The sequence below is a fragment of the Rhodococcus sp. IEGM 1381 genome (genome assembly GCF_030056795.1).
Taxonomy (GTDB): Bacteria; Actinomycetota; Actinomycetes; order Mycobacteriales; family Mycobacteriaceae; genus Rhodococcoides.
Genome location: NZ_JASHKQ010000005.1, coordinates 143,284 through 168,989, shown reverse-complemented (window position 1 = coordinate 168,989; position 25,706 = coordinate 143,284). Strand labels below are relative to the sequence as shown.

Annotated in this window: 27 protein-coding genes; 17 read left to right on the top strand and 10 right to left on the bottom strand. The window is 63.4% G+C overall.

Annotated elements, in window-relative coordinates; genetic code table 11:
• Nucleotides 1-24 precede the first annotated feature (24 nt).
• Complete coding sequence (locus tag QM797_RS15190; RefSeq protein WP_283276469.1) at nucleotides 25-1,401, bottom strand: NAD-dependent succinate-semialdehyde dehydrogenase; 1,377 nt, start codon at nucleotides 1,399-1,401, stop codon at nucleotides 25-27.
• Between the two features lie 240 nt (nucleotides 1,402-1,641).
• On the opposite strand from QM797_RS15190, the gene QM797_RS15185 reads away from it, so the two are divergent.
• The gene (locus tag QM797_RS15185) at nucleotides 1,642-3,879 is read left to right on the top strand and encodes an NADP-dependent isocitrate dehydrogenase (RefSeq protein ID WP_283276468.1); all 2,238 of its coding nucleotides are present in this window, start codon (nucleotides 1,642-1,644) and stop codon (nucleotides 3,877-3,879) included.
• A 162-nt stretch (nucleotides 3,880-4,041) separates the two neighbouring features.
• Here the strand turns inward: QM797_RS15185 and QM797_RS15180 are convergent, their stop codons facing one another.
• Nucleotides 4,042-4,935, bottom strand: coding sequence for a LysR family transcriptional regulator (locus tag QM797_RS15180; RefSeq protein WP_283276467.1), 894 nt, complete (start codon nucleotides 4,933-4,935; stop codon nucleotides 4,042-4,044).
• 82 nt (nucleotides 4,936-5,017) lie between these two features.
• On the opposite strand from QM797_RS15180, the gene QM797_RS15175 reads away from it, so the two are divergent.
• The 8 genes from QM797_RS15175 to QM797_RS15140 all read left to right on the top strand — a co-directional run bounded on the left by QM797_RS15175 (nucleotide 5,018) and on the right by QM797_RS15140 (nucleotide 12,191).
• Nucleotides 5,018-6,439, top strand: a complete 1,422-nt coding sequence (locus tag QM797_RS15175; protein WP_283276466.1) for a CitMHS family transporter — start codon at nucleotides 5,018-5,020, stop codon at nucleotides 6,437-6,439.
• A complete protein-coding gene (locus QM797_RS15170; RefSeq protein WP_283276465.1) occupies nucleotides 6,436-7,788 on the top strand; it encodes an acyclic terpene utilization AtuA family protein in 1,353 nt (450 codons plus the stop codon). Before QM797_RS15175 ends, QM797_RS15170 begins: the two co-directional genes overlap by 4 nt.
• Entirely contained in the window at nucleotides 7,785-8,099 is a 315-nt protein-coding gene (locus tag QM797_RS15165) for an AtuA-related protein (protein ID WP_283276464.1), read from the top strand. The genes QM797_RS15170 and QM797_RS15165 overlap by 4 nt, the downstream gene beginning before the upstream one ends.
• 38 nt (nucleotides 8,100-8,137) lie before the next feature.
• Nucleotides 8,138-9,694 carry a CocE/NonD family hydrolase gene (locus tag QM797_RS15160; protein WP_283276463.1) on the top strand — a complete coding sequence of 519 codons (1,557 nt, stop codon included), beginning with the start codon at nucleotides 8,138-8,140 and terminating at the stop codon, nucleotides 9,692-9,694.
• Nucleotides 9,695-9,826: 132 nt separating this feature from the next.
• On the top strand, nucleotides 9,827-10,240 hold the full coding sequence (locus tag QM797_RS15155) for a WXG100 family type VII secretion target (RefSeq protein ID WP_349307202.1): 414 nt from the start codon (nucleotides 9,827-9,829) through the stop codon (nucleotides 10,238-10,240).
• Nucleotides 10,241-10,249: 9 nt separating this feature from the next.
• Nucleotides 10,250-10,552, top strand: coding sequence for a WXG100 family type VII secretion target (locus QM797_RS15150; protein WP_317565940.1), 303 nt, complete (start codon nucleotides 10,250-10,252; stop codon nucleotides 10,550-10,552).
• Nucleotides 10,549-11,895, top strand: coding sequence for a colicin D domain-containing protein (locus QM797_RS15145; protein ID WP_283276461.1), 1,347 nt, complete (start codon nucleotides 10,549-10,551; stop codon nucleotides 11,893-11,895). Before QM797_RS15150 ends, QM797_RS15145 begins: the two co-directional genes overlap by 4 nt.
• Nucleotides 11,895-12,191, top strand: a complete 297-nt coding sequence (locus QM797_RS15140; protein WP_283276460.1) for a colicin immunity domain-containing protein — start codon at nucleotides 11,895-11,897, stop codon at nucleotides 12,189-12,191. Before QM797_RS15145 ends, QM797_RS15140 begins: the two co-directional genes overlap by 1 nt.
• Before the next feature lie 156 nt (nucleotides 12,192-12,347).
• Here QM797_RS15140 and QM797_RS15135 read toward each other — a convergent pair whose 3' ends face one another.
• Together QM797_RS15135 and QM797_RS15130 are read right to left on the bottom strand one after the other, a co-directional pair.
• Nucleotides 12,348-13,190 (bottom strand): adenylate/guanylate cyclase domain-containing protein, encoded by an 843-nt coding sequence (locus QM797_RS15135; RefSeq protein ID WP_283276459.1) that lies wholly within the window; start codon nucleotides 13,188-13,190, stop codon nucleotides 12,348-12,350.
• Complete coding sequence (locus QM797_RS15130) at nucleotides 13,187-14,167, bottom strand: GlxA family transcriptional regulator (RefSeq protein WP_283276458.1); 981 nt, start codon at nucleotides 14,165-14,167, stop codon at nucleotides 13,187-13,189. The genes QM797_RS15135 and QM797_RS15130 overlap by 4 nt, the downstream gene beginning before the upstream one ends.
• 122 nt (nucleotides 14,168-14,289) lie before the next feature.
• Between QM797_RS15130 and QM797_RS15125 the strand changes: the two genes are divergently transcribed.
• The 4 genes from QM797_RS15125 to QM797_RS15110 are packed head-to-tail and all read left to right on the top strand — an operon-like array spanning nucleotide 14,290 to nucleotide 17,025.
• The gene (locus QM797_RS15125) at nucleotides 14,290-14,922 is read left to right on the top strand and encodes an isochorismatase family protein (protein WP_283276457.1); all 633 of its coding nucleotides are present in this window, start codon (nucleotides 14,290-14,292) and stop codon (nucleotides 14,920-14,922) included.
• Between the two features lie 20 nt (nucleotides 14,923-14,942).
• Nucleotides 14,943-15,362 (top strand): EVE domain-containing protein, encoded by a 420-nt coding sequence (locus tag QM797_RS15120; protein WP_283276456.1) that lies wholly within the window; start codon nucleotides 14,943-14,945, stop codon nucleotides 15,360-15,362.
• 12 nt (nucleotides 15,363-15,374) lie between these two features.
• Entirely contained in the window at nucleotides 15,375-16,346 is a 972-nt protein-coding gene (locus QM797_RS15115) for an alpha/beta fold hydrolase (RefSeq protein ID WP_283276455.1), read from the top strand.
• A gap of 22 nt (nucleotides 16,347-16,368) precedes the next feature.
• Nucleotides 16,369-17,025, top strand: a complete 657-nt coding sequence (locus QM797_RS15110) for a nitroreductase family protein (protein WP_283276454.1) — start codon at nucleotides 16,369-16,371, stop codon at nucleotides 17,023-17,025.
• 22 nt (nucleotides 17,026-17,047) lie between these two features.
• Here QM797_RS15110 and QM797_RS15105 read toward each other — a convergent pair whose 3' ends face one another.
• Entirely contained in the window at nucleotides 17,048-17,338 is a 291-nt protein-coding gene (locus tag QM797_RS15105) for a hypothetical protein (RefSeq protein ID WP_283276453.1), read from the bottom strand.
• Between the two features lie 69 nt (nucleotides 17,339-17,407).
• On the opposite strand from QM797_RS15105, the gene QM797_RS15100 reads away from it, so the two are divergent.
• Nucleotides 17,408-18,256: a PhzF family phenazine biosynthesis protein gene (locus QM797_RS15100; protein WP_283276452.1), complete on the top strand. Its 849-nt coding sequence runs from the start codon at nucleotides 17,408-17,410 to the stop codon at nucleotides 18,254-18,256.
• Here QM797_RS15100 and QM797_RS15095 read toward each other — a convergent pair whose 3' ends face one another.
• The gene (locus QM797_RS15095; protein ID WP_283276451.1) at nucleotides 18,257-18,901 is read right to left on the bottom strand and encodes a response regulator; all 645 of its coding nucleotides are present in this window, start codon (nucleotides 18,899-18,901) and stop codon (nucleotides 18,257-18,259) included.
• Nucleotides 18,892-20,112, bottom strand: coding sequence for a sensor histidine kinase (locus tag QM797_RS15090; RefSeq protein ID WP_283276450.1), 1,221 nt, complete (start codon nucleotides 20,110-20,112; stop codon nucleotides 18,892-18,894). The genes QM797_RS15095 and QM797_RS15090 overlap by 10 nt, the downstream gene beginning before the upstream one ends.
• 172 nt (nucleotides 20,113-20,284) lie before the next feature.
• On the opposite strand from QM797_RS15090, the gene QM797_RS15085 reads away from it, so the two are divergent.
• Nucleotides 20,285-20,941 carry a DedA family protein gene (locus QM797_RS15085; protein ID WP_283276449.1) on the top strand — a complete coding sequence of 219 codons (657 nt, stop codon included), beginning with the start codon at nucleotides 20,285-20,287 and terminating at the stop codon, nucleotides 20,939-20,941.
• A 52-nt stretch (nucleotides 20,942-20,993) separates the two neighbouring features.
• Here QM797_RS15085 and QM797_RS15080 read toward each other — a convergent pair whose 3' ends face one another.
• The 3 genes from QM797_RS15080 to QM797_RS15070 form a co-directional block, all read right to left on the bottom strand.
• Nucleotides 20,994-22,061 carry a ParB/Srx family N-terminal domain-containing protein gene (locus QM797_RS15080; RefSeq protein WP_283276448.1) on the bottom strand — a complete coding sequence of 356 codons (1,068 nt, stop codon included), beginning with the start codon at nucleotides 22,059-22,061 and terminating at the stop codon, nucleotides 20,994-20,996.
• 138 nt (nucleotides 22,062-22,199) lie between these two features.
• Entirely contained in the window at nucleotides 22,200-23,426 is a 1,227-nt protein-coding gene (locus QM797_RS15075) for an MFS transporter (protein ID WP_283276447.1), read from the bottom strand.
• Between the two features lie 9 nt (nucleotides 23,427-23,435).
• Nucleotides 23,436-23,990, bottom strand: a complete 555-nt coding sequence (locus QM797_RS15070) for a GNAT family N-acetyltransferase (protein ID WP_283276446.1) — start codon at nucleotides 23,988-23,990, stop codon at nucleotides 23,436-23,438.
• 116 nt (nucleotides 23,991-24,106) lie between these two features.
• Here QM797_RS15070 and QM797_RS15065 point away from each other — a divergent pair, with 116 nt between their 5' ends.
• Both QM797_RS15065 and QM797_RS15060 read left to right on the top strand, forming a co-directional pair.
• Nucleotides 24,107-24,964: an ABC transporter permease gene (locus QM797_RS15065; RefSeq protein ID WP_283276523.1), complete on the top strand. Its 858-nt coding sequence runs from the start codon at nucleotides 24,107-24,109 to the stop codon at nucleotides 24,962-24,964.
• A gap of 3 nt (nucleotides 24,965-24,967) precedes the next feature.
• The gene (locus QM797_RS15060) at nucleotides 24,968-25,687 is read left to right on the top strand and encodes an ABC transporter ATP-binding protein (protein WP_283276445.1); all 720 of its coding nucleotides are present in this window, start codon (nucleotides 24,968-24,970) and stop codon (nucleotides 25,685-25,687) included.
• The last annotated feature ends 19 nt before the right edge of the window (nucleotides 25,688-25,706 follow it).

Below are 25,706 nucleotides of genomic sequence, written 5' to 3'. Positions count from 1 at the left end.
CCCGGGGAGCATCTTCAGCGGAGCCTACTTCGCGGAAACTCTGACGAGCTTCTTGTTCACGAACTCGTCCATGCCCCAGGGACCCAGTTCGCGGCCGACGCCGGAGCGCTTGACTCCGCCGAAGGGCAGGCCGGGCAGGGTGGTGCCGTGTTCGTTGACGAAGGCCATGCCGACTTCGAGTTGCTCGGCCACGTCACGGGCCTTGTCGAGGTCGGTGCTCCACACCGAGCCGCTGAGGCCGTACGGGGAGGAATTGGCCAATTCGATTGCCTGCTGCGGGCTTTCGACCTTGTAGATCACGCCGGCCGGCCCGAACAGCTCTTCGCTGTACGCGCGCATGTCCGGGGTGACGTCGGTCAGTAGCGTCGGCTGCACGAATGCACCCGGTCCGTCGATCTTCTTGCCGCCGGTCAGCAGCGTTGCGCCCTTGGCGACGGCGTCGTCGATCTGTTCGATCAACGTGTCGGCGGCGGTCTGCGACGACAGCGGGCCGAGGGTGGTCTTTGCGTCCAACGGATCACCGGTCTGCACGGCCTCGAAGGATGCGACGAGCTTGGGGACGAAGTCGTCGTAGACGTCCTCGGCGACGAGGATGCGCTTGGCGGCGTTGCAGGCCTGGCCTGCGTTGGACAGCCGCGCCCGGGTCGCGGATTCGACTGTAGCGTCCATGTCGTCGGAGTCGAGCAGGATGAACACGTCCGATCCGCCGAGCTCGAGGACGACCTTCTTGAGGTTGCGTCCGGCGGTCTCGGCGACGGAGGTTCCGGCCCTCTCACTACCGGTGAGCGACACTCCTTGGACGCGTGGGTCGGCGATCATGTCGGCGATCTGGTCATTGGTGGCAAAGATGTTGATGTACGCGTCCTGGGGGAGTCCGGCCTGCTGGAAAATCTCCTCCATCAGCAGCGCCGACTGCGGGCAGTTGGGTGCATGCTTGAGCAGAATCGTGTTGCCCACCATCAGGTTCGGGCCGGCGAACCGGGCAACCTGGTAATACGGAAAGTTCCACGGCATGACGCCGACGAGTGCGCCCACCGGCTTGCGCTGCAGCACAGTGTCTTCCGCGCCGGGGACGTCGAGCTTCTCGTCCTCGAGCAGCGCGGGGCCGTTGTCGGCGTAGTAGCGGTAGATGTTGGACGACAGCTCCACCTCGCCTTGAGATTCGGTGAGGGGCTTGCCCATTTCGATCGAGATCGTGCGGGCCAATTCGTCCGAACGCTCGGTGTAGAGATCGGCGACCTTGTGCAGAATCTCGGCGCGGTGCTTCGGTGAGGTCTTGCGCCACGTCTGGAAACCGGCGTGTGCGTCGGCGAGTGCTCGCTCGACGCCGGCCGTATCGAGAGTCTCGAATTCCTTGACAGTTGTGCCGTCGGCAGGATTGACAGTCTTGTAGGTCGTCATACCTCGTTCAACGGACGGAGCGGGTGTCATTGTTCCGATTCGGGCAAATCGGATGCTCCGATGGTGGTCAGAGGCAAGTCGCGGCGGGGTGGCGAAACCCTTTGAGCGCCCTACTCGTCGGTAACTTGGAACCGTTGGTGGAGTGATACCCCACTGCCCCGCACATTGGCGGGTTCAAAGATTAAAGTCGACAGTGGACGCATCCAAAAGACGACGTTGAAACTGAGGCAAAGGCGAAACATGACTGCGAAGAAGCCGACCATTATCTATACCTTGACCGACGAGGCGCCCATGCTGGCGACTCACGCGTTTCTGCCGGTCATACGTTCTTTCGCCAGCGCGGCCGAGATCAACGTCGAGTCGAGTGACATCTCCGTTGCGAACCGCATCCTCGCCGAGTTCCCGGACTATCTCAACGAAGACCAGCGAGTGACCGACAACCTCGCCGAGCTGGGCAAGCTGACGCAGCTGCCCGAGACCAACATCATCAAGCTGCCCAACATCAGCGCCTCGGTTCCGCAGTTGATCGCCGCTGTCAAGGAGCTGCAGGACAAGGGCTACGCGATTCCCGACTTCCCCGGCAACCCGAAGACCGACGAAGAGCGCGAAATTCGCGAGCGTTACACCAAATGCCTCGGTAGCGCGGTCAATCCTGTTCTGCGTGAAGGAAACTCGGATCGCCGTGCCCCGAAGGCCGTCAAGGAATTCGCCCGCAAGCACCCGCACTCCATGACCGAGTGGTCGATGGCGTCGCGCACCCACGTCGCGCACATGCGTGAGGGCGATTTCTACCACGGCGAGAAGTCGGCTGTCGTCGACGGTGACCGCGAGATCAAGATGGAACTGCTGCCCTCCGACGGCGAACCGGTCGTGCTCAAGGAGACCGTCTCGCTCAAAGACGGTGACGTCATCGATTCGATGTTCATGAGCAAGAAGGCGCTCCTCGATTTCTACGAGGCCGAGATGCAGGACGCCTACGAGACCGGCGTCATGCTGTCGCTGCACGTCAAGGCGACGATGATGCGGGTCTCGCACCCGATCGTCTTCGGCCATGCCGTCCGCGTGTTCTACAAGGACGCGTTCGCCAAGCACAACGAGATCTTCGAAGAGCTCGGCGTCAACGTCAACAACGGCTTGTCGGATCTTTACACCAAGATCGAGACGCTCCCGGCATCCAAGCGTGACGAGATCATCGAAGACCTGCACAAGTGTCACGAGACCCGTCCGGAGCTCGCGATGGTCGACTCCGCTCGCGGCATCTCGAACTTCCATTCGCCCAGCGACGTCATCGTCGACGCGTCCATGCCCGCCATGATTCGCGCCGGCGGCAAGATGTGGGGAGCGGATGGTCGTCCCAAGGACACCAAGGCCGTCAACCCGGAGTCGACCTTCTCCCGGATCTACCAGGAGATGGTGAACTTCTGCAAGACCAACGGTCAGTTCGATCCGACGACGATGGGCACCGTCCCCAACGTCGGGCTGATGGCGCAGCAGGCCGAGGAGTACGGCTCACACGACAAGACCTTCGAGGTACCGAAGGCCGGCATCGTCAACATCACCGACAAGGCCACCGGTGAGGTGCTGCTCACGCAGACCGTCGAAGAGGGCGACATCTGGCGACTGTGCATCGTCAAGGATGCGCCGATCCGGGACTGGGTCAAGCTCGCCGTGACGCGTGCCCGCGAGTCCGGAATGCCGGTCGTCTTCTGGCTCGACCCGTACCGCCCGCACGAGAACGAGCTCATCGGCAAGGTGCGCAAGTACCTGAAGGATCACGACACCGAGGGCCTCGACATTCAGATCATGTCGCAGGTTCGCGCGATCCGGTACACGATGGAGCGTCTGGTCCGCGGGCTCGACACCATCTCCGCGACGGGCAACATCCTGCGCGATTACCTCACCGACCTGTTCCCGATCCTCGAACTCGGCACCAGCGCCAAGATGCTCTCCATCGTTCCGCTGATGGCCGGCGGCGGACTGTACGAGACGGGTGCGGGCGGTTCGGCTCCCAAGCACGTCAAGCAGCTCATCGAAGAGAACCACCTGCGCTGGGATTCGCTCGGCGAATTCCTGGCGCTGGCAGTGAGCCTCGAAGATCTGGGCATCAAGACCGGCGACGTCAAGGCGACCATCCTCGCCAAGGCACTCGACTCCGCCACCGGCAAGCTACTCGAGAACAGCAAGGGACCGTCGCGTTCGACCGGTGAACTCGACAACCGTGGCAGCCAGTTCTACCTCGCGCTGTACTGGGCGCAGGAACTCGCCGAGCAGACCGAGGACGCCGAGCTGGCCAAGCACTTCGCTGCGCTGGCGAAGACGTTGGCTGACAACGAAGAGAAAATCGTCGCCGAGCTCAACGAGGTCCAGGGCACGGCAGTCGATATCGGCGGCTACTACTACCCCGACCCCGAAGCCACCGCTGCCGTGATGCGTCCGTCGAAGACGTTCAACGATGCTCTGGAGTCGGCGAAGCAGTAGTTCTTTCTGGCTCGCCCTTCATGGAATGAATGGTCCATTCACGCGCTCAGACGCTGTGAGTGGACCATTCATTCGTTCTGGGGTGCAACAGAATTCGGTCCACAGCCCGCCCCAGCTGGGTCAATGTGACTTTCATACGCTCAGACGTTGTGAATGGACCATTCACTCCTTCGGGGGCGGGACCAGAACACCGAGGAACGCCGAACAGCTGGCACTCTGGCGTCGCCCTGGCAATTGCACGACAGAAATGGTGCGGTGGATGGTCGGCTCGATGGGCAGGTAGATCAGGTTCGCGAACGACATCATCGGCACCACCAGTTCCGGGATCACGGTGATACCAAGTCCGGCAGCGGTCAGGCCCGCTACGGCGGCCACGTTGTGCGCCTGAACCGATGGTCCGACGTCGACTCCCGCGTTGTCCAGCGCCAGTCGCACGTGCGAAGCAATGCTCGATTCGGGGCCGAAGGCGATGAACGGCTCGTCGGCGAGGTCGGTCCACGACAGGCTTGTACGTTGTGCAAGAGCATGATTCGGTGGTATTGCGCAGACGAACGCGTCGGTGCTGACCGTCGTGCGAATCAAGTCGTTCGCTCGTTCCGATGCCGCCACCACTGCGAAATCAACCGAACCGTCGCGGACTGAGGCCACCACGTCGTCGCGTAGACCGTCCTTGATGTGCACCGAGACGTCGGGATGACTGTTGCGGAACTCCACGATGTACGGGGGCAAAAAGATTGCCGCGATCGATGGCAAGCACGCGATGGTGACGGTTCCTCGGTCGCCCGAGACGAAGCGTCCGATCTGCTCCAGGCCGTCGTCGAACTCGAGCAATACTCGACGGGCATAGGCCGTCACCTCGTGTCCATCACCGGTGAGGTCGACGCTGCGGGTGGTGCGCACGAACAGTCGCACGCCCAGACGGCGTTCGGCCTCGGCGACTGTCCGGCTCAGGTTTGGTTGAGAGACCAGCAGTGAGTTCGCTGCAGCGGTGAAGCTCGCGTGATCGGCGAGTGCGACGACGGCGCGGAGATGGGCAATGCCCAGGTTTATGCCCACAGAGCATGAATCTATACCCAACTGATGTTGGACGGCGTAAGTGATCTGCACAACACTCGTCGTATTCGATGAAGGAGATCACATGCTGTCACTGCTCGGCTTCGGGACGATTGCCGTCATCCTGCTGCTGTTGTTCACCCAACGCGTCGCGGCCATCGTTGCGCTTGCGGGTGTCCCGCTCGCCGCGGCGTTCCTGGCCGGCAACTCGCCGTCCGAGGTGGCGGGGTTCGTCAAGGAGGGACTTGGCGGCGTCGTCGGCGTCGCGGCCATGTTCCTGTTCGCGATCGTCTTCTTCGGGATCATGCGCGACGCGGGTCTGTTCGATCCACTCATCGCGCGCATCGTGAAGTGGGCAGGCAGCGCTCCGCCGACCGTCGCCGTTGCTACGACCGCTCTTGCATTGGTCGCCCATCTCGACGGCGCAGGCGCGGTCACGTTCCTGATCGCCGTTCCTGCGATGCTCCCGATCTACGAGCGCCTCGGGATGAGCCGGCTGGTGTTGGCCACCTGTGTCGGACTCGGTGCTGGCGTCATGAACATCGTTCCTTGGGGCGGCCCGACGGCGCGAGCGGCCGCAACATTGGGCGTCGACGCCAACGAGCTGTGGGTGCCACTGATTCCCGCGCAGATCGCGGGCGTGGTGTTCGCGTTGGCCATCGCGTACTACCTCGGACGCCGAGAGCGGACACGGTTGGCGAAGGTCGCAGCAGGTGATGTCAAGGCCGAGGTGGAGGAGTCGACGGCACGCGTCGGGCAGCGAATCCCGGTACCCGCCACCGGCGGAACCGACGGGCCGGCCTCAGCCGGCTCGGGCGGCGGCGAGACCCCCGAAGAGCCCGACAAGCCCGACAAGCCCGACGAGCCCAGCCTGCTACGTCCGAAGCTGTTCTGGGTCAACGTCGTTCTCGTTGTCGCGACACTTGCCGCACTGATCGCGGCCGTCGCACCTCCGGAGACCTGCTTCATCATCGCTACCATCGTTGCGCTCCTGATCAATTACCCGGGTATGAAGGCGCAGTCCGCGCGCATCGAGGCCCATGCCGTCGGGGCGATGCTGATGGTGGGCACGTTGCTCGCCGCCGGTGTTCTGCTCGGTGTGCTCGACGGCAGCGGCATGATCGAATCGATGGCCGTCAGCGCTGCCAATGTGATTCCGGACTGGATGGCACCGGCACTTCCGCTCATCGTCGGGGTGTTCGCGGTACCGATGAGTCTGATCTTCGGCCCGGACGCGTACTACTTCGGCGTGCTGCCGGTGCTCATCGAGGTCGGTGACCAGTTCGGTATCAGCGCAATCCATCTCGCTCAGGCGTCGATCATCGGTGAGGAGACCGTCGGCTTCCCGATCAGTCCGATGACGGGCGCGTTCTACCTTCTCGTCGGTCTCGCAAAGGTCGACATCGGCAGGCACATCCGGCATACCCTCGGGTGGGCGTGGCTCGTCAGCCTCGGCATGCTCGGGGTTGCCTTCGCGACGGGCGTCATCCCGGTGTGGGTCTCATGAGCGCCCGCGGAACCATCCGGTTGGGTGCGGGCGCAGGGTTTGCCGGCGATCGTATCGACCCCGCCCAGATTTTGGCCGAGCGAGGCGAGCTCGACTATCTGATCTTCGAGTGCCTCGGCGAGCGGACGGTTGCGACCGGGCAGGCCCGGAAATTGCTTGATCCCACGACCGGCTACGACCCACTCTTGGCAGCGCGCATGCGTGCAGTACTCGGCGCGACGACGGAGCAGGGCATTACCGTCGTGACCAACTCCGGAGCCGCGAATCCTGTTGCGGCAGCAGCCGTTGTTGCGCGTGTGGCGGAGCAGGTGTGTTCGCGTTCGGTGCGCATCGTGGCCGTCACCGGCGACGACGTGCTCGACGCGGTGCGTCGCATCGATCCGGTGGTATGGGAGACCGGCCGCCCGCTGTCGGAGCATTCCGAGGAACTGGTGTCGGCCAACGCGTATATCGGGGCCGATGCCGTATTGCCCGCACTCGACGTCGATGCCGCCGTGATCCTTACCGGCCGACTTGCCGATCCCGCTCTGTATCTCGCGCCGCTGATGCACGAGTTCGGTTGGGCCGGTCAGGATTGGGAGACACTCGGTGCGGGGACGGCCGTCGGACATTTACTCGAGTGCGCGGGCCAACTGACCGGTGGCTACTTCGCCGACCCGGTCACCAAACCTGTGCAGTGTCTGGCAAATTTGGGCTTTCCGTTCGGGGACGTACGTGCAGACGGCACAGCCGAATTCGGCAAAGTCGACGGCACCGGCGGGGAGTTGTCTCGGCGAACGTGCGCCGAGCAGTTGCTCTACGAGGTAGGCGATCCCGCGAGGTACCTGACGCCGGACGTGACCGCGGATTTCACCGGAGTCTCGTTCGAGACCGTTGAGCCCGACCGGGTGGCTGTGTCAGGCGCGACAGGCGGCACGCGCCCGGAGGAGTTGAAGGTGACTCTTGGATTCCGCGGCGGTTGGCTCGGTGAAGGGCAGATCAGCTACGCCGGGCCACGCGCCCTGCAACGCGCTGAGCTCGCCGGAGGAATTGTGCAGCAGCGACTGTGGGAGGTGCACGGCATTCCGGCGGAGAAAGTCGGCATCGAGTACATCGGGGCGGGCGCAGCCTTCCGCGGACTTGCGTCGATCGCCGATGTCCCCGAAGTGCGACTGCGAGTGACCGCGAAGGTACCCGACGCGGAGACAGCTGCACTGGTGGGATGGGAAGTCGAAAGTCTGTACACCAACGGCCCGGCCGGTGGAGGCGGTGCGCGCAGGAGCAGCACCGAGGTTCTTGCCATCAGGTCGTGTCTGATTCCACGCGCACAGGTAACGACCGCTGTGCACACCACGGAGGTGACGGTATGAGGACTGTCGACGATCTCGCCGACGTGCGAACCGGGGACAAGGGCGACACCCTTATTCTCGCTGTCTTCCCGCGGACCGACGAACACTACGAGTTATTGACCCGCGAACTCACTGTCGAGGCCGTTGCTGAACATTTCGCGCCGTTGGTCACCGGAGACGTGCGCCGCACGGAGATGCCGTTGGTCTCCGGCCTGGTGTTCGAGCTGCCCGGCGTGCTCGGCGGGGGAGTGACGGGAAGCCCTGTTCTGGACGGACACGGCAAGTGTCTGAGCTACCACCTGCTGAGTATGGCTGTGCCCGAATCTTTTTGACCCCATTTTCCGACTCTCGCGGCCCAGCCGCCCGATGGATGGAGATCGATATCCGTATCACCCGCGTACCCCTGGCCTTGACTCTTGCCGTAGTTCTCGTCGGACAGGCAGCCGGTACTGCTGGAGCGATGCCTCGCGAAGCGCCCACAGACCTGTTCTTCACCCACGGTCGTGCGGCCGAATACACGGTCACCTCGGAGCGCATGAAGGTTCCGATGCGCGACGGTGCGACGCTCGCGTGTGACGTGAACCGGCCCGGTGACGCCGGCAATGTCCCGGTCGCCGAGCAGTTTCCGACCATCGTCTACGACTTCAACGCCTACGACGGACTCGACCAGTTGGCGGTGGACTCGGCGTATCTGGTCGAGCGTGGGTACAACATCTTGTTGTGCAACGTCCGGGGATCCGGCGATTCTCCAGGCGTACTGGATCCGTTCGGCCCGCAGGAACAGCAGGACAACTACGACCTCGTCGAATGGGCTGCAGCGCAATCGTGGTCGACGGACAAGGTCGGACAGTCCGGCGTCAGCTATGGCGGGCACACCTCGATGTTGTCCGCGGCCAACAATCCTCCACACCTGGCTGCGGTCATTCCGGTCGATGCATTCAGTGACTGGTACGAGAACACGATCTACCGCGGGGGGATCCGATCCGACACCATCCGCACCTGGCAAGCAAGCACCGCGCCCGCCACCGAGGGGCCGTACGACGAACATCCGATGTACGACGAGTACTGGATCGACCGCAGCGTCAAGGCGAAGTGGCAGAACATCGACGTGCCCATGTTGCAGGTCGGTGGATGGTACGACCGGTACCGGGATCCGATGATGCAGAACTACGGTGCACATCCAGATCTGACGTGGGTAGTAGCGGGCCCGTGGGAACACGGGATGCCTGCGGGCCAGAAAGCCGATATCGGCACGGGGGCATACCTCGCATGGTGGGACAAGTGGCTCCGCGAGGACGATTCTGCGCCGCTGCCTGCTCAGCGGATCAATTCCTACGAGATCTCCTCGGAGCCCGTCGAACGTGGCTGGCAGGAATTCGGTCAGTGGCCACCCGCCGAGTCGACCGAGCTGACGCTGACGATGGGAACCGACGGTGGCCTGAGCCCGGTGTCGACCGAGCAGGGCACACGCGCGTACACCGTGCCGGAGGACCACACCGATGCTGCCGCAGCGGCGGTGATCTTCTCGACCACCCCGCTACCCGCTGATGTGGTGATCACAGGGTCTCCCACAGCGAAGGTTGCGGCAACGTTCACCGCATCGGACGGCAATCTCGCGGTGATCATCGACGACGTCGCGCCGGACGGCACCGTCGAGCGCATCACCCAGGGTTGGCTCAAGGCGAGCCACCGCAATGGATCGGTGTCGCCCGAGTCTGTGATACCCGGGCAGGAGTACGAGTTGGACGTGCGCACGTGGCCGACGCATTTCCGATTGCCGGCCGGACATCGGCTGCAAGTGCAGGTTCGCAGCGACGACTACCCCGATATCACCGACGACGCCCCGGCAGGGGACGTCATCGTCCGAACTGGAGTCGGAGGGTCTTCCCTGACCGTGCCTGTCCTGCCCAGCGCTACCGTGCGCTGACCGGCGAATCGAAGTCGAAGAGCGAGCCGCCGAGCCGCCCGGCGGCACCGTTTGTGTCCGCTGCCGGACCGGACGACGCCAGCAGACTTCGAGCCAAAGCTTCGCCCCAGGCTGGATTCTCGGTCGTACCGAATGCGATTCGATGGAACCGACTGGGCTTGGCCGACGTCCAAGTCTGTGAGCCTCGCTCTTCGGCGAGCGGCGGCGACGCAGACGGGGGAGCACATGTCGGACGACACGAGGTCAGTGCGGGCGCTGGTGGTCGAGTCGCACCAAATGGCTGAGTATGCCGCGTTCGTTCGGGCGACGGCCGATGCGCTGTCGAGCGGAATGACGAAGGTGGACCGCCACATTGAGGGTCTGCTCGATTCGTGGCGTGGACCCGCCGCCACTGCATATCGGGAGGGATGGAACGACTTTCATAGTGGCGTGGTTGCGGTCGCGGGAGCGTTGGTCAGAATGGGCGATCTGCTGAACGAGGCTGGCGTAGCGTATTCCGACACCGACCAGGCCAATGCGCGCCCTCACAGCTCTTTGAATCTGTAGGCGCGCGAAGTGGGACGTTTCGTGGTGAATTTTGCGGAGCTGGATAGTGCGTTGGCTGAGCTGCAAGCCTTCCTCGGGCTTGTCGAAGACAACCTCGACGCAATCGAGGCGAGAACTGCCCAACATCAACAGCACTGGGAAGGTGCCGCGGCAGCGCAGCACGACGTCGCGCAGCGTGAGTGGCGGGCAGGCGCAGTCGAAATGGCAGCGGGGCTGATGGAAATGCGGGCCGCTGCCGCCGCCGCGCGCCGCTCGTACCTCGAGGCATCCAATGCCAACCTGCGGTTGCTCGGACGCGGAACGACCGGATGAGCGATCTGGATCTCGATCCGCAGGACTACTACGACGTGGCCGATGCCTGCGTCCGGGTAGCTGCCGAGTTTTTCGGTGCCGCCAATCAGCATCTCGATCAGCTGTACGAATGTGGGAGCATGGCAGGGAGCTACGAGGAGGCCACGGAGTGGGCGTCATCGTATGACGATCGGGCCAACGAGACGCTGAGCACGATCCGATTTCTGGCCGAAGCCATTCACCACTACGGCAACGTCGTCGCTCAGCTCGGATTCAACCACGCCATGGCTGACTACAACGCGGCCGTCGCGGCGGGCCAACAGTCCCAGCTCCCGCCGGATCCGCCGCCGAACCCGGCGGCACCGATGTTCGTCTGCAAAGTCCCCGTACCGTCCGCCGGTGGCGATGGTGGTCTCCTTGACAGTGGCCTCGGACTGGTGGAAAAAATCGGTGTCATCGTCCCGGATGGCGATACCGACAAGCTTGAAATCGCGAGGGCCGCATGGGCCGCAATTGCAGCCGACGCCGCGTGCGCGGCAGTGCCCGACGCGCTCGAACGAGCGGCGGCCACGTTCGATACGGTCACCGCGCCCGACGCGGTTTTCGTCGATGAAGACTTGCGCGAGTTGAAGGCTGCGGCCGATGACGTGCTCAACGCAGCCAACGGGCTCGCGGTGTCCTGTGAAGAGCACCGTGACGGTCTGAATCAACTGCGCAGCGACCTGATGAGCGAGTTGGAAGGTTTGCGCAATGATCTGCTGAAAGAGTTGGCAATAACCGCGGCCATTGGTGTCGCTGCCTCTTTCGTCACTTTCGGACTCGGTGCAATCGCCGCGTCCGCGAGAGCGGTGTCGATCGCCGCCCGGTTCGCGTCCCCGCTTCGGCGTGTGATCGATGTGTGGAACTCGGCCCGAAACCTTCGGAGAGGGGTGAAGCGCGAACGGGATCTTCAGCGGAGGCAGAAGGAGCTGGATCGGATCAAGAACCTCGGTGACGAGAGTCCGTCGCCCAGTTCGGGTCCTGGGCTCAGCCCGGCAATCAAGAGGATCGACCCGGTCGATGTCACGTTTGATGCAGGCCAGATCGAGAAGAAGTTCAAGCATGCCGCGCAATTCGGCGTGGACCAACCACGAGGGAGGCCGGGCTTCGACGCCTTTCAACAGGCTGTCCGACACCAAGTCAGCGACCCAGCAACAATGCACATCGAAGGTACGTACAGAGGGAATCCGGCCATATTGAACTACAATCCTGACAGCGGCCTCGTGGTCGTCCAATCGCCTTCCGGAGCTTTCGTTTCAGGGTGGAAATTGAGCGACTTGCAAGTCAGTAATGTACTCGAACATGGAAATCTTGGGGGTGGGTAATGGCTGAGCACAAGAGGTCAGTCGAAGTAATGCTGAGCCAATATAGGGAGCTGATCGAGAGATTTGTAAAAGAAAAGATTTCGGCAGATGATTTCGAGGAAGAATATATTCGCACCTTTACCAACGATAAAAGTCAAGTGCCGGGTAGCGAGTTCATAGTTCTCGAAAAGCTCTTTTTCGATGTCGATGATTACGTTTCGGATCCGGTGCTGCGCGATAGCCCGGAAGATCTGTCGGGCGAACAGCTCAGAGAACGTGCGGCGGCCACCTACTCGAAACTGTTCGGTCTCGACTGAAACAGCGCTTCGGCTTCGCGAGTGGAGTTAAGCTTCGACTGGTCCTGGTTCGCAGTGACGACTACCCCGACATCACCGACGACGCCCTGGTAGGGCACGTCATGGTCCGAACCGGAGCCGGAGGTTCGACGCTGACCGTGCCAGTTCTGCCCGGCGCTATCCTGCGCTGATGGACGGAGTTGTATCCGGCAGCACCGGCAATGTCACCGGGTACAACTGAAATGTTCCGCTCATACCTTTGAGTTCGACGTCGCGGGGCGTTCCGAGAGTCAGATCATGCGCCGCACCGATGGCGTTGCGCACAGGTTCGCTGACGAGAATCTCACCGCCGTCGGCCTGCCCTGCGACGCGGGCTGCCATGGCCACGTTGAGGCCGAACAGGTCGTCACCTCGGCGCACCGAGCTGCCGACGTGCACACCCATCCGTACGCGAATACGGTCCCAACGGTCGGGGTTCTCCAGCAGGGCCTCTTGCACTTTCACGCCGCAGCGCACGGCTCCAGCCGGGTCGGAGAAGGCGATCATGTAACCGTCGCCCTGACTCTTCACCACGTGTCCGCCGTGATCCGCGACATGCTTGCAGATGAGTTTGTTGTGCTTTTCGAGCAGCTTCACCCAGCCACGGTCGCCCAGTTCCTCGTTGCGTGCGGTGGACCCCTCGATGTCGGAGAACATCACCACAATGTCGCCGTCGGCGGTCATGCGTGCCAGATCGGGGCGTTCCACCTTCGCCCAGCCGGCGAGATCCTCGACGGAGTTGCGCACTGTTGCGCTGAAGCCCTTGTTGATGAGTAAGTCCGTGGTGTGGAAGGCAGTTCTGATCGCGAAGGGCACCAGGCCGCGTCGCTTTCGACGTTGCAGCGATTCGCTCAGGGCACGGTCGAGTGCCCGCCGAGTGTGTTTGAGTTTGCGACGCGACACGATCAAGACCACACCGAGGGCAATGATGGCGGCGAGTTCGACACCGGCCGCGATTATCCAGAAGATCACGTTGCTCATCCTTGCCTGTCGACCGCGTCCGTGGGCGCACAACCGACGGCGAATTGCCGTCGATAGGCCGTCGGTGTCACCGCGAATGCCGAGCGGAAGTTCTGACGCAGAGTGACAGCGCTGCCGAATCCGCACAGGGCCGCGATGTTCTCGACACTGCGATCGGTCGTTTCGAGCAGGCTCCGAGCTTCCTCGAGGCGTTTGTCCAGAACCCAGCGAGCCGGGGTGGACCCCGTTTCCAGCTGAAACTGACGGATGAAGCTGCGTCGGCTCATGCGCGCATGTTCGGCCAGTCGCTCGATGGGTAACGGCTCGTCCAGTCGTTCGAGTGCCCAGCTCTGTACGTCGGCGATCGCAGTATCTCCCGATGCCTCGATGACCGGACGTTCGATGTATTGCGCCTGACCGCCGTCGCGATGGGGTGCGACCACCAGGCTGCGTGCCACCCGCGTCGCGGCAGCCGAACCGAGGTGCTTGCGCACGATGTGGAGGCAGGAATCGATCGAGGACGCGGTTCCCGCGGAGGTCATCACGTCTCCGTGGTCTATGTAGAGAACCGACTCGTCGACGCCGGCGTGTGCATTTCGCTCCCGCAGCTCGGTCATCTTGGTCCAATGCGTGACGGCGGGGCGGCCGGCCAGCAACCCGGTGTCTGCGACGGCGAACGAACCGAGGCACAGACCCGCGATCTCTGCGCCTCGCCTATGTGCTCCGCGGAGTGCGTTCGAGAAGTCAGTGCCTATGTGAGGCAACGACTCCGGCCACGACGTCACGATGACGATATCGGCCCAGTCGACGGTGCTGGGGCCCGCGATCTCACCGATCGGAAACCCCTCCTCGGTGCGGATCGCGCCTGGTTCGTCGGACCACACTCGCGTCTCCCAATCCGGGGCGAGACCGAGTCGGGTCACCTCGCCGAACACCATCAACGGCGCGGCGAGATGGAACATCGTCATGCCGTCGAACACATACAGCGCGATACGCATGGGTCTCCGATCGACGAGTTGGCGCAATTCCATCGAAAGTATGCATCCGTGCCACTCGTGGACGCAAGGCCGACGACGAAGTATGGGTATCGACCGAGAACGCCACGTGAAGGAGAACGCCCATGACCGCACCGCGCAGAGCCCTCATCGTCATCGATGTCCAGCAGGAATACTTCGAGGGAGTACTGCAGATCCAGTACCCGCCGCGAGACGAGTCGTTGGCCAACATCGTCCGCGCCATCGAAGCCGCTGCGGCGCAGGACCTGCCCGTCGCGATCGTTCAGCACGAAATGCTCGAGGGCGCACCGGCCTTCGTGAAGGGCACCCCGACATACGAGCTGCACCCCGATATTCAGGCCGTCGTACAACCCTCGTTCGAGCGGGTGGAGAAGAAGTACAGCAGTGTGTTCGCAGGAACCGGCGTCGCGAAGTGGTTGCAGAGCAACAAGATCGACACCGTCACGATCGTCGGGTACATGACCAACAACTGCGACCTCGCATCCAGCGCGGACGCCGAGGCGCTGGACCTGACTGTCGAGATCCTGTCGGACGCCACCGGTGCGATCAACCTCTCCAACGAGGCGGGCACCGTCTCGGCCGAGCAGCTGCACAAGGCATTGATGGTGCTCTACCAGTCGAACTTCGCAGCGGTGGCGTCCACCGACCAGTGGGTCGACGCAGTCAAGGGCGGAAACGAGCTGACAGCAAGCAATTTGGTGGTCTCCGCAGCTCAGGGCAACGACGCGGTGGCCTGACGCTCGGTACGCTGGCGGCGGTGACTGTACGGGCAATTACCGACCACACGCTCGGTGCGTGGGTGATCAAGTGCAATCCGCACACGACCGATCTCGCACCGATGGTCGAAGCCGGACGGGCGCACGAGAACTGGTGCGTCGCCGACAACTACCGAACGCGTCTGATGGCACCCGGCCAATCCGTGCTGTTCTGGGTCAGTAGCCACCCGCGACGCGGGATCTGGGGTGCGGGTCGGTTGACCGGCGCCCCGGTCCCCGGCCCACAGTGGAAGGTCTCGACGAACATCACGCTGTTCGATGAGCCGATCCTCGCGTCGGACATTCAATGCATCGAGGAACTGTCGATGCTCGAGGTGTTCCGATCGCCGCAGCAATCGAATCCGTCCTGGGTCGACGCGTCCGCATGGGCAGTGATCCGACAGATGCTGCCTCTCGAATGATGTGATGGCGGCATGACACTGGACGACGAGCCGACACTGCACGGAATGTTGGACGTGGGTGACGATCAACGCATCTACTGGGAGCAATGGGGTCCGTCCGATGGCGTCCCGGCGGTCTACCTGCACGGCGGACCAGGCGGGACCCTGAACGAGAGTCAGTTTCGTCGACACTTCGACCTGTCCCGTGTTCGCGCGGTCGGATTCGAGCAGCGCGGGTGCGGACGGTCCACACCACACGCCTCGGATCCTTCGACGTCGTTGGCTACCAACACCACTGCGCACCTGATTGCCGATATCGAAGCCCTGCGTCAGCACCTCGGCGTCGAGGCGTGGATCGTCAACGGCGCGTCCTGGGGATCCACCCTCGCCGTCGCCTACGCCCTCGCGCATCCGACGAGGGTTTTCGGCGTCGTCCTCGTGTCTGTGACGACGACCAGCCGCTGGGAGGTCGACTGGATCACCGAGGGCGTCGGCGCGGTCTTCCCCGAAGCATGGGATCGTTTCGCCACCTTCGCCGAGCAGGCCGGCGTCGGCTATCGGCGCCGGCACGGTCGAATCGTCGACGCGTACGACCGCATGTTCAATTCATCCGATCTGCTGTTGCGAGACAACGCATCTCGTGAATGGGCACTGTGGGAGGATGTCCACATCTCGATCGGCACCGGCGGTATCAGACGCGACCCCAGGTGGGAGGATGACCGGTTCCGCCTGGCCTTCGTGCGACTGGCCACGCACTACTGGTCGCACGACGGGTTCTGCGATCCGCCTCTGCTCGATCGTGCCGGCGGTCTGCGCGATTTCCCGAGCGTCCTGATCCACGGCCGACGCGACGTATCCGGACCCGCCCTCACTGCGTGGCGTCTGCACCGGAAGTGGCCCGGATCGACGCTCTTCGTCGACGAGGGTGACGGGCACGGGGGCAGGTCCATGGCCGCGCAGTGGGACGCAGCGAACGAGGAACTGGTCGACCGGGCCCAGAGGTGACCGAATGGTGCATGATCGAGAGGTGACCTCTTTCCCGATTGTCGATCTGACTCCCGACGAGCTGCTGACCACGACGCGCACCGTCCGCAAGCGCTTGGACCTGATGCGGCCGGTGCCGATGGAGCTGATCAAGGAATGTCTCGAGATCGCACTGCAGGCACCGTCCGGCTCGAATCAGCAGGGGTGGCAGTGGATCGTCGTCACCGATCCCGAGCTCCGCGCTCGTATCGGGTCGATCTACGGCGAACTGTTCGCCGAGTACCAGGCATCGAAGCATTTCGCCTCAGGCCTGTTCCCCGACGATCCGGAACGATCATCGGTACAGAAGCGGGTCGGAGACAGTGCCGGATGGCTCGGCGAGCACATGGGTGAAGTTCCGGTGTTGCTGATCCCATGCATCAAGGCAGGCAAGACGCTTCCGTCCGGAAACCAAGCCGGCTTGTGGGGCTCATTGCTGCCCGCCGTGTGGAATTACGCCTTGGCCGCACGTGCTCGCGGTCTCGGAACAGCATGGACCACAATTCATCTCGCCCGTGAGGCAGAGATCTCCGAGCTACTGGGTATCCCCGAGGATTTCCATCAGGGTGCGCTGATCCCCACGGCGTACTACACGGGCGAGACGTTCAAGGTCGCTCCGCGGGATCCGATCGAGACGGTGCTGCACGTCGATCGCTGGTAGTCGAATCGGCCCAGCGCAACGGCTAGACAATCGTGTCCACGCGAATAATTTCAGTCTTGGCCACTGCACTGCGATGCACCTCGGCGAGCGCAAGCCGCTCGGGGTCCTCCAAGTAAGCTTTTAGGGCTGAGTCGTCAGGGAGGTGAATGACCTGCACCTCGAGTGGCCCGTCGCCCGTGCCGACGCGGCGAACCCGGCTCACCACACGGCCGCCATACTTCGGAATCAGGTCCAGCACCGTGTCCTCGTATCGAGTGAGTGCGTCTTCTTGTCCGTCCGACGCCCACAGCAGCACACACAGTTTCAGGTTCATGACGCGAGAGGGTACCGGACCTCGTGAAGCGACGGCCCGGATCCGCTCGGTGGCGGGTACGTTAGCCACATGTCCCCGATCGACATTCAACGATGGACGGCGTTCTCCAGCGAGCCGTCAGGCGGCAACCCCGCGGGAGTCGTGCTCGACGCTCGCGGCCTGGACGACATCGAGATGCTGAGGATTGCAGCGGACGTCGGCTATGCGGAGACGGCTTTCGTCACTCCCGGAGATGGCGACGGAAGTCGCGCCATCCGATACTTCTCACCGGTCGCCGAGGTGCCGTTCTGCGGACACGCAACGGTGGCCGCGGCCGCCGCGATCAGCGCGACCGAGGGCGTCGGTTCAATTAGCTTCGCGACACCGGTGGGGGACATCGAGATCGAGACGAGCATCGGCTCGGATGGCGCGCCGCTGGTGTCGTTCACGAGCGTGGAGCCCAGGACGGGCCCGCTGTCCAGCACGGCACTCGCCGACGTCCTCGGTGCTCTCGGCCTGACCGCGGACCACCTGCATCCCATTTACGTTCCCGCTGAGGCCTTCGGCGGCAATTGGCACCCCCTCGTTGTTCTCAACGATCGGAGCGTCTTCGATGGGTTCACACCCGATCTCGGTCGCGCTCGTGCAGTGCTCGACGAGCACGGGTGGCCCGCGACGATCATCGTTCTCTGGCCGCAGGGCACCGAACAATGGCACGCACGCAACGTGTTCCCGGTCGGGACGATCACAGAGGACCCGGCGACGGGTGCGGCAGCGGCGGCGACCGGCGGGTACCTTCGCGGCTCGCACGTGGTTCAGCCACCTGCGAGCATCGTCATCCACCAGGGAAGCCATGTCGGCAGGCCCAGCAAGCTCCTGGTGGACATCCCGCCGTCCGGCGGAATCATCGTGTCGGGTTCGGCTGCCCGCATCGCCTGATCACGTACGTAGATAGGCCACCACAGCCATGACGCGTCGGCTCATACCAGTGGAGTTCGCCAATCCGAGTTTGTCGAACACGGCGTTGATGTGCTTCTCGACCGAGCTCACCGAGATGTACAGATCAGCAGCTATTCGCGCGTTGGTGAGACCTTGTGCCATCAGCTCGAGAACATCGCGTTCACGAGGCGTGAGTCGTTCGAGGGGATTCGATCGGGTCGTGCGAGACAACAGCTGCCGCACCACTTCCGGATCGAAGGCGGTCCCGCCGTCGGCAACCCTGTTCAATGCGTCCAAGAATTCTTCGACCTGCGCGACGCGGTCCTTGAGTAGGTAGCCGACCTTGCCGCCGGATCCGCTGATCAGCTCTGCTGCGTAACGGTTTTCGACGTACTGGGAGAGTACGAGTACCGCCACCTCCGGCCATCGACTGCGGATGGTCAATGCGGCTCGCAAACCCTCGTCGCTGTGGTCGGGAGGCATACGGACGTCGGTGACGACGATGTCGGGACGATCGAGTTCCACCGCAACCAGGAGTGCGTCGGCGTCGCCCACGGACGCGATCACGTCGTGGCCTTCGTCGACGAGCAGACGCACCATTCCCTCACGCAGCAGCGTCGAGTCCTCGGCAACGATCACCCGCACGGGACGCTCGCCGTCACGACGGTCGGACCGCCGACCGGGCTGTCCACAGTCAGGGTGCCATCCAGGGCAGCGACGCGGCGGGCCAGTCCGGACAATCCGGTGCCGGACGGATCGGCGCCACCGGGCCCGTCGTCGGTGATGGTTGCCAGTACACGATCGAACTGCTGGTGAGTGACGTTGACCTCCAACAGTTTCGGGGAGGCGTGCTTCGCTGCGTTGGTTACCGCCTCCGAGATGACGAAGTAGACAACCGTCTCCACGGCGGGGCGCAACCTCTCTGTCAGTTCGTACGAGAGTCGGACTGGAACACTGGCCCGCTCGGCCAGCGTCTCGAGAGCTGCGCGCAGGCCATCCTTGTCGAGCGCGATCGGGTACACACGGTTGGCAACCTCGCGCAGCTCATCGATCGCTCCCTGCGATGCGACCTGGGCTTGGGCGAGGAGTTCATGCGCCTTCTCAGGATCTTCGGCGCGACGAGCCCGGCCGACGAGCATCCCCAGCGCAACCAGGTGCTGCTGGACACCGTCGTGCAGGTCGCGCTCGATGCGGCGGCGTTCGTCGTCGATGGCGTCGACAACGTGATCGCGGCTGCTCGTCAATTCGGCAACCCGCTGGTGCAGCAACCGATCCGACTGTCGGCCGAGCACCTGGACGCAGAACCAACGGTCCAGCGAACCGACCGCGGCCACCCCGACGATCGCGACGAAGATCAAGAGGATCCCGGGCAGAGCCGCCATCGCGATGAGTCCACCGTCGACCCGGTCGGAGTTCTCGATCAAGCCCCAGCCGCCGCCGAGGATCCATGCCGAGACCATCGAGCCGGCCACGACGAGACACAGAGTCAGGAAGAGGACCACGCCGGTTCCGAGTAGTCCGATCGTCCACCGCCCGCCGAGATACCAGCGACAGTGGCGAGGGGTCAGCACATCCGTATGGAGCGTGCCGTGGAAGCGGGTGATACGTCGAATATCCAACTCGCTCAGACGAACTGCGCCGTCATCGACTGCAGCCCTCAGTGGCTCTCCCCACCGGCCGAGGAGGCGCGCCGAGGCTAGAGCGAGGAGCGCCACGACACTGAACAGCACGGCCGAGACTGCCGTGAAGCTGCCGAGTAGAACTCCGGCAAGTGCCATCAGCCAACGCCGAACAAGCGAGCTGACGGCAATCCGATCCGCCAGGTCAGGTGGATGTACGACGTCGTTTCCGGGCACTCGAGCAGCGTAGCGGGGTATGCGGCCGCTGATACTGCGGTAAACCGCAGGGTTTCGGCGGGGGACTCCCTATGAATGGTCGACGGCTCTCCTCGATGTCCCCGATTCGGGAAGTTCGTAGCGTTTTCAGCGTCCGTCCGGACAAATGACACCGACAAACAGGGGAATTGCAATGTCCAACTTACTGATTGCTGCAGCGGCCGAGACCGAGCAACTCGACGGGCTTGCCGGGTGGGCGGTCGGCGTCATGGACGCGCTCGGGGGCCCCGGCGCCGCCGTCGTCGTCGGTGCCGACAATCTGTTCCCGCCGATCCCGAGCGAACTCGTTCTGCCGCTTGCCGGGTTCTCGGCCAGTCAGGGAGTGTTCTCCTTCGGCGCGGCGCTCTTCTGGACGACACTCGGCTCGGTCCTGGGCGCGGTCATCGTCTACGCGGTGGGTGCACTCATCGGACGCGAACGCACCCGGGCCCTGCTGGCGCGAATTCCGCTGATCAAGGCCAGCGACTTCGACCGCTCGGAGGCATGGTTCGCGAAACACGGATCCAAGGCAGTGTTCCTGGGCCGCATGATTCCACTGTTTCGCAGCTTCATCTCCCTACCAGCCGGGATAGAGCGGATGGGGATGGTGAAGTTTCTGGTTCTCACCACGCTCGGCAGTCTGATCTGGAACACCATATTCGTCACCGCGGGATATCAGCTGGGCGAGAACTGGCACCTGGTCGACGCCTATGCCGAAATCCTGCAGAAGATGGTCATCGTCTCGGTGGCAATCGCTGTCGTCGTATTCGTGGCGATGCGGTTGCGGTCTCGCCGCCGGGCACTCTCCTGAGATGTGCTCTGGTGCAGCTCTTCCGGTTGGAAGAGCTGCACCAGTGGAAGTGCTACCGAGACAGTCCCATCTTGTACTGCAAGGCGTAGGCCAGCTTGCCCGGCTTGTCGCTCGAGTACGGTGCAGAGAGCTTTCCGAATTCACCCTTGGTGGCTGCCTTGCCGTCGTTCCATGCGTCCAGAGCGCCGAGTTCCGCTGCGGTACGCCCACTGTCGATCACAGTGTCTTTCGGGGCCGCGACCTGAGCGCGCGAGACCGATTCGACGGTGCTCAGGTAGCTCGCCAGGTTGTTGTTGTCCCAACCGCTGATGTCGACTGCGCCGGAGTCGCGAACCCATGCACCCCAATAGAATTCTTGAAAGGGGATGGTTCCGGGGGTGAAGCCGATGTCGCGGGCGAAGTACATCAGGCTGCGGTACTTGTCGTTCTGGAACTTGGCGAGGCCTACTCCCGACGGAAGCTGCTCCACCGGAACCTCGTTACCGTCGACGTCGTAGTTCCACACCCACTTCTCGGTCTTCATCCGTGCCCAGAAATCAGCAGGGCTCAGATCACTGAGGTTCGCGACCACCCGTAGACGCAGATGCAGATTCGGTCCACCGTCGGCTGTTTCGTAGAACGAGGTCAGCGTGTGGTGTCCGTCGGTCAGGTACGGAACGCCGCCCGGCCCGATGACGACAGTCTTCATCGGTGCGATGGTGTCGGGCGTTTCCTGGCCGACGGGGACGGTGCAGGTGAACGACGACGGATTGTCCAGTCGCGCGTCGGGTAACGCCGAAGCGGCCTCTTCCTGGCCGTTGGCCTCGCACCAGTCGTCGAACTTCTTGTTGATCTCGTCCTTGCCGAGCGTGTATCGACCGAGCTTGTAGTACACCTCGTCGTACCCGAGCGAGGGTTGCGTCGCGCGCACATCACCTATCGGGAGATCGAGAAGCTCACCCGCTTCGGCACATTCGTAGCCGAGGCCCGAAGACGATCCGGTGGGGAGGAGGTCTGCGACCTGACACAACGGCGACGCCGTTCGTGCCGGGGCGGCAGTGGCAACGGCGCCCATCGACGTGGACGCGAAAGAAATCAATGCGAGCGTGCCCACCAGGGCTGCTCTACGACGCGAGGTCATCCGTGAAACTCCTATGAGTTCGAGTGAGGTTTCCCGAGACTGTCGCACTCCGGTCACCGGTCGATGTCGCGGAACCGAACGAAAGATGGTCGCGAAGTGAACGCGCCACGTCGCGGACACAGCCCAGGGACGTTTGTGTCAGAACTCGGCTTCAGGGTGTCGCAGTGGCGAGAATGCCACTATGGCTGCGGCGATGGCGAATACGATGATGACGCCGATCAGGGTCGGTCGTTCACCGATCACGCTGACCAGCAGGCCCGCGATCACGGCACCGAGGGCGGCCATGGTGCGGTTGACGGAGCGCCTGGCGGCATTCACACGCCCGAGTAGCTCATCCGGGGTGAGCGCTTGCCAGTAGCCCATCTCGTTCGCGTTCTCGGTGCCTGCCGCTAGACCTTGCAGGCCCAGGGCTGCGAAAAGCACAACATGGCCGACCGCTGTGTCGGTTGCGAGGGCCACCAGAATCCAGGCGAGGGGATACATCGTGCGGGCGAGGATGACTGCTCGACCCGAGCCGATTCGCTTGCCGAGCGTGTGGGCAATGGACGCTCCGAGCAGGCTGGCAGCACCGAACGTCGTCAGCAGCAATCCGTAGGTGTAAGCGCTGAACCCGAGCGAGCGGAGCGCGAAGAGCGACAGCACGGTCAATGCGGCTCCGTTGGCGAGGAACCACACGTGTGTCGAGACAGCGAGCGGGTTGAGCGTGCGGTGGAGATACGTGAATTTCAGTCCGTCGCGTACTTCGCCGATCAGGTGGCGGGCGTGAGCAGTAGGTCGAGGCTCGTCCACATCGAGACTCGAATTGAGTGCTGCATCGACGAGATAGCTGATGGCATCGACGGCAATCACCAGGGGAGCGCCGAGCACTCCTACGAGTCCGCCTCCGATCGTCGGCCCCAATGTCGTTGCGGCCGCGTCGGCTTGGTCGAGTCGAGCATTCGCCTGCACCAGTTGACTGCGTGGTACCAACCGTGGCAGCAACGACTGCATCGCAGCGAATCCGAACACCGAGAAGGATCCGTACAAAAGCAACACGACGATCAGTACCCAGATGTGAAGTAGGCCTGCGAACCACAGGAGCGGAACCGCGCCGAGCGTCAATGCGCGGCCGACGCTGGCCCACACCAAAATCGGCTTGCGACGCCACCGATCGACGTACACCCCGGCGACCAACCCGAGTACCGCATACGGGATGAACTGTGCAGCGTTCACCACGCCGACCTCGAAGGGTGTCGCGTCCAGAAGCTGCACAACCAAGATGGGCATCGCAACCGCTGTCACCGACGAGCCGGCCGAGCTGATCACTGCGGCCGTCAGAAACCGGCGAAACGACGAACGACGGCCTGGCGTCGAGACTTCACTCACGGGTTCTGCTCATGATGCCTCCGCACAACGGACTCCCCGATCCTCGCGCAACATCGCGTACACGAGAGTGTCGGTCCATTCACCCTTGCACCACCAGTTCTGGCGGAAGTGCGCTTCCTGACGCATGCCGACCCGGGCCGCCAACCGGGCCGACGCGTCGTTGCGTCCGTCCAGCTGTGCGCTGACGCGGTGGATCTGGGGTAGCGAGAACACGTGCTCGATCAACGCGTCGACCGCCTCGGTGGCATAACCGCGACCGGCCACGGCGGGGGAGAACGTCCAGCCGAGTTCGACGAGAGCCGGGGAACCGTCGATCAACCACGCCTCGACGTTGCCCACCACAGTGCCCTCGTGTTCGACGACCATCGCGAGGGCCTGGGTGTGCAGCCCGATTCGCTTCATCCGTTTGCCCACCGCAGCAACCGCATCGGCGTGTGTCCACGCTTCGTGGAGTAGATAGCGGCAGACTTCCGGGTCGCTGTAGTACGCGAGAATCCGGTCTGCGTCCTCGAGTTCGTACAGACGCAGTGTCAGGCGTTCGGTGTGGATGGGCTCGACGGTCATGAGAGCAATTCTGCCCGACCTAAATTCACGCTGATTCGAACCCTGGTCTCGGACCGGCATCGTGACAGAGGGTGGTGAGTCGAAGCTGCTCGTCATCAAGTGGAAGGCACGTGAACATGGTCGTGACGTCGTACGCCGCACCCGCGGGACCCGTGGACACGCGTGTCAGCGACGTGCAGGGCGGCCCGGCACCCGTTTCACCGACACAGTCGGCGTGGCAGAGGTACCGATGGACCGTCCTGCGCTTTCTGTCACCCGTCGCACTGCTCGTGCTCTGGCAGATCGCCAGCGCTGCCGGCGTTCTCTCCGAACGAGTGCTGCCCGCCCCGTCCCTGATCTTCGACGCGGGTCTGGAATTGCTGCGCAACGGTGAATTGGCTGACGCGCTGGCCATTTCGGGAACGCGCGTGGTCCAGGGGCTTGTGCTCGGCGGGCTGATCGGGGTGGCGCTCGGAGCGCTCGTCGGACTGTCCAAGCTCGCCGAGGCAACCGTCGACCCACCGCTGCAGATGCTGCGCGCACTTCCGCACCTCGGCCTCATTCCGCTGTTCATCGTGTGGTTCGGGATCGGCGAGACTCCCAAGATCCTGCTCGTCGCTCTGGGAGTCGCGTTTCCGCTGTACCTCAACACGTTTTCGGCCATCCGTCAGATCGATCGCGACTTCCTCGACACGGCCGTCGTACTCGGTTTCTCTCGGCGACAGCGGTTCACCACGATCATCCTGCCCAGCATCGCTCCCCAACTACTGGTGGGACTTCGACAGTCGTTGGCCATCGCGTGGTTGTCGTTGATCGTGGCCGAGCAGATCAATGCCGAATCCGGGCTCGGCTACATCATCAACAATGCCCGGGACTTCCTGCGTCTGGACACCATCATCTTCGGGCTCGTCGTCTACGCGCTGATGGGAATCGCCACCGACGGCATCGTGCGAGTACTCGAAAAGCGCGCCCTCCGTTACCGATTGGATGCTTGATTCATGACTTCGACGATCACCTCCGTCGCCACCCTGCACGGCATCGACAAGTTCTACGGATCCAGTCACGTGTTGAAAGGCGTCGACCTCTCCATCCAGCGCGGCGAAATCGTCTCGCTGGTCGGACGATCCGGCTCCGGCAAGTCGACGATCCTGCGTATCTTGGCAGGACTGTCGACCGACCACACGGGGGAGCGCCATGTTGCCGGGCATCCCGCGGTGGCGTTCCAGGAACCACGCCTGTTTCCGTGGCGGTCGGTTCGCCAGAACGTGTCCTACGGTCTGAACACCGCAGGTGTCACGGGCAACGACGCGTTGACTGCTGCGGACGCGACTCTCGATGAGGTGGGACTGGCCGACAAACGGGACGCATGGCCACTCACGTTGTCCGGTGGGCAAGCTCAGCGCGCCGCTCTGGCACGGGCGTTGGTGGGGAAGCCCGAACTGCTCCTCCTCGACGAACCGTTCGGCGCGCTCGACGCACTCACACGACTGACCATGCAGTCACTCCTTCTCGATCTGTGGGGACGGCACGGCTTCGGCATCTTGCTGGTCACCCACGACGTCGACGAGGCAATCGCCCTGGGGGACAGGGTGGTGGTGCTCGACGGCGGTGCCGTGGCCGAGACCGTCACGGTCGACCTGCCTCGTCCCCGCGACTGGGGAACACCCGGCTTCTCTCGCATTCGCACTCACTTGCTCAGTGCCCTCGGCGTCCACTGAGCTCATCAATTTCACTGAT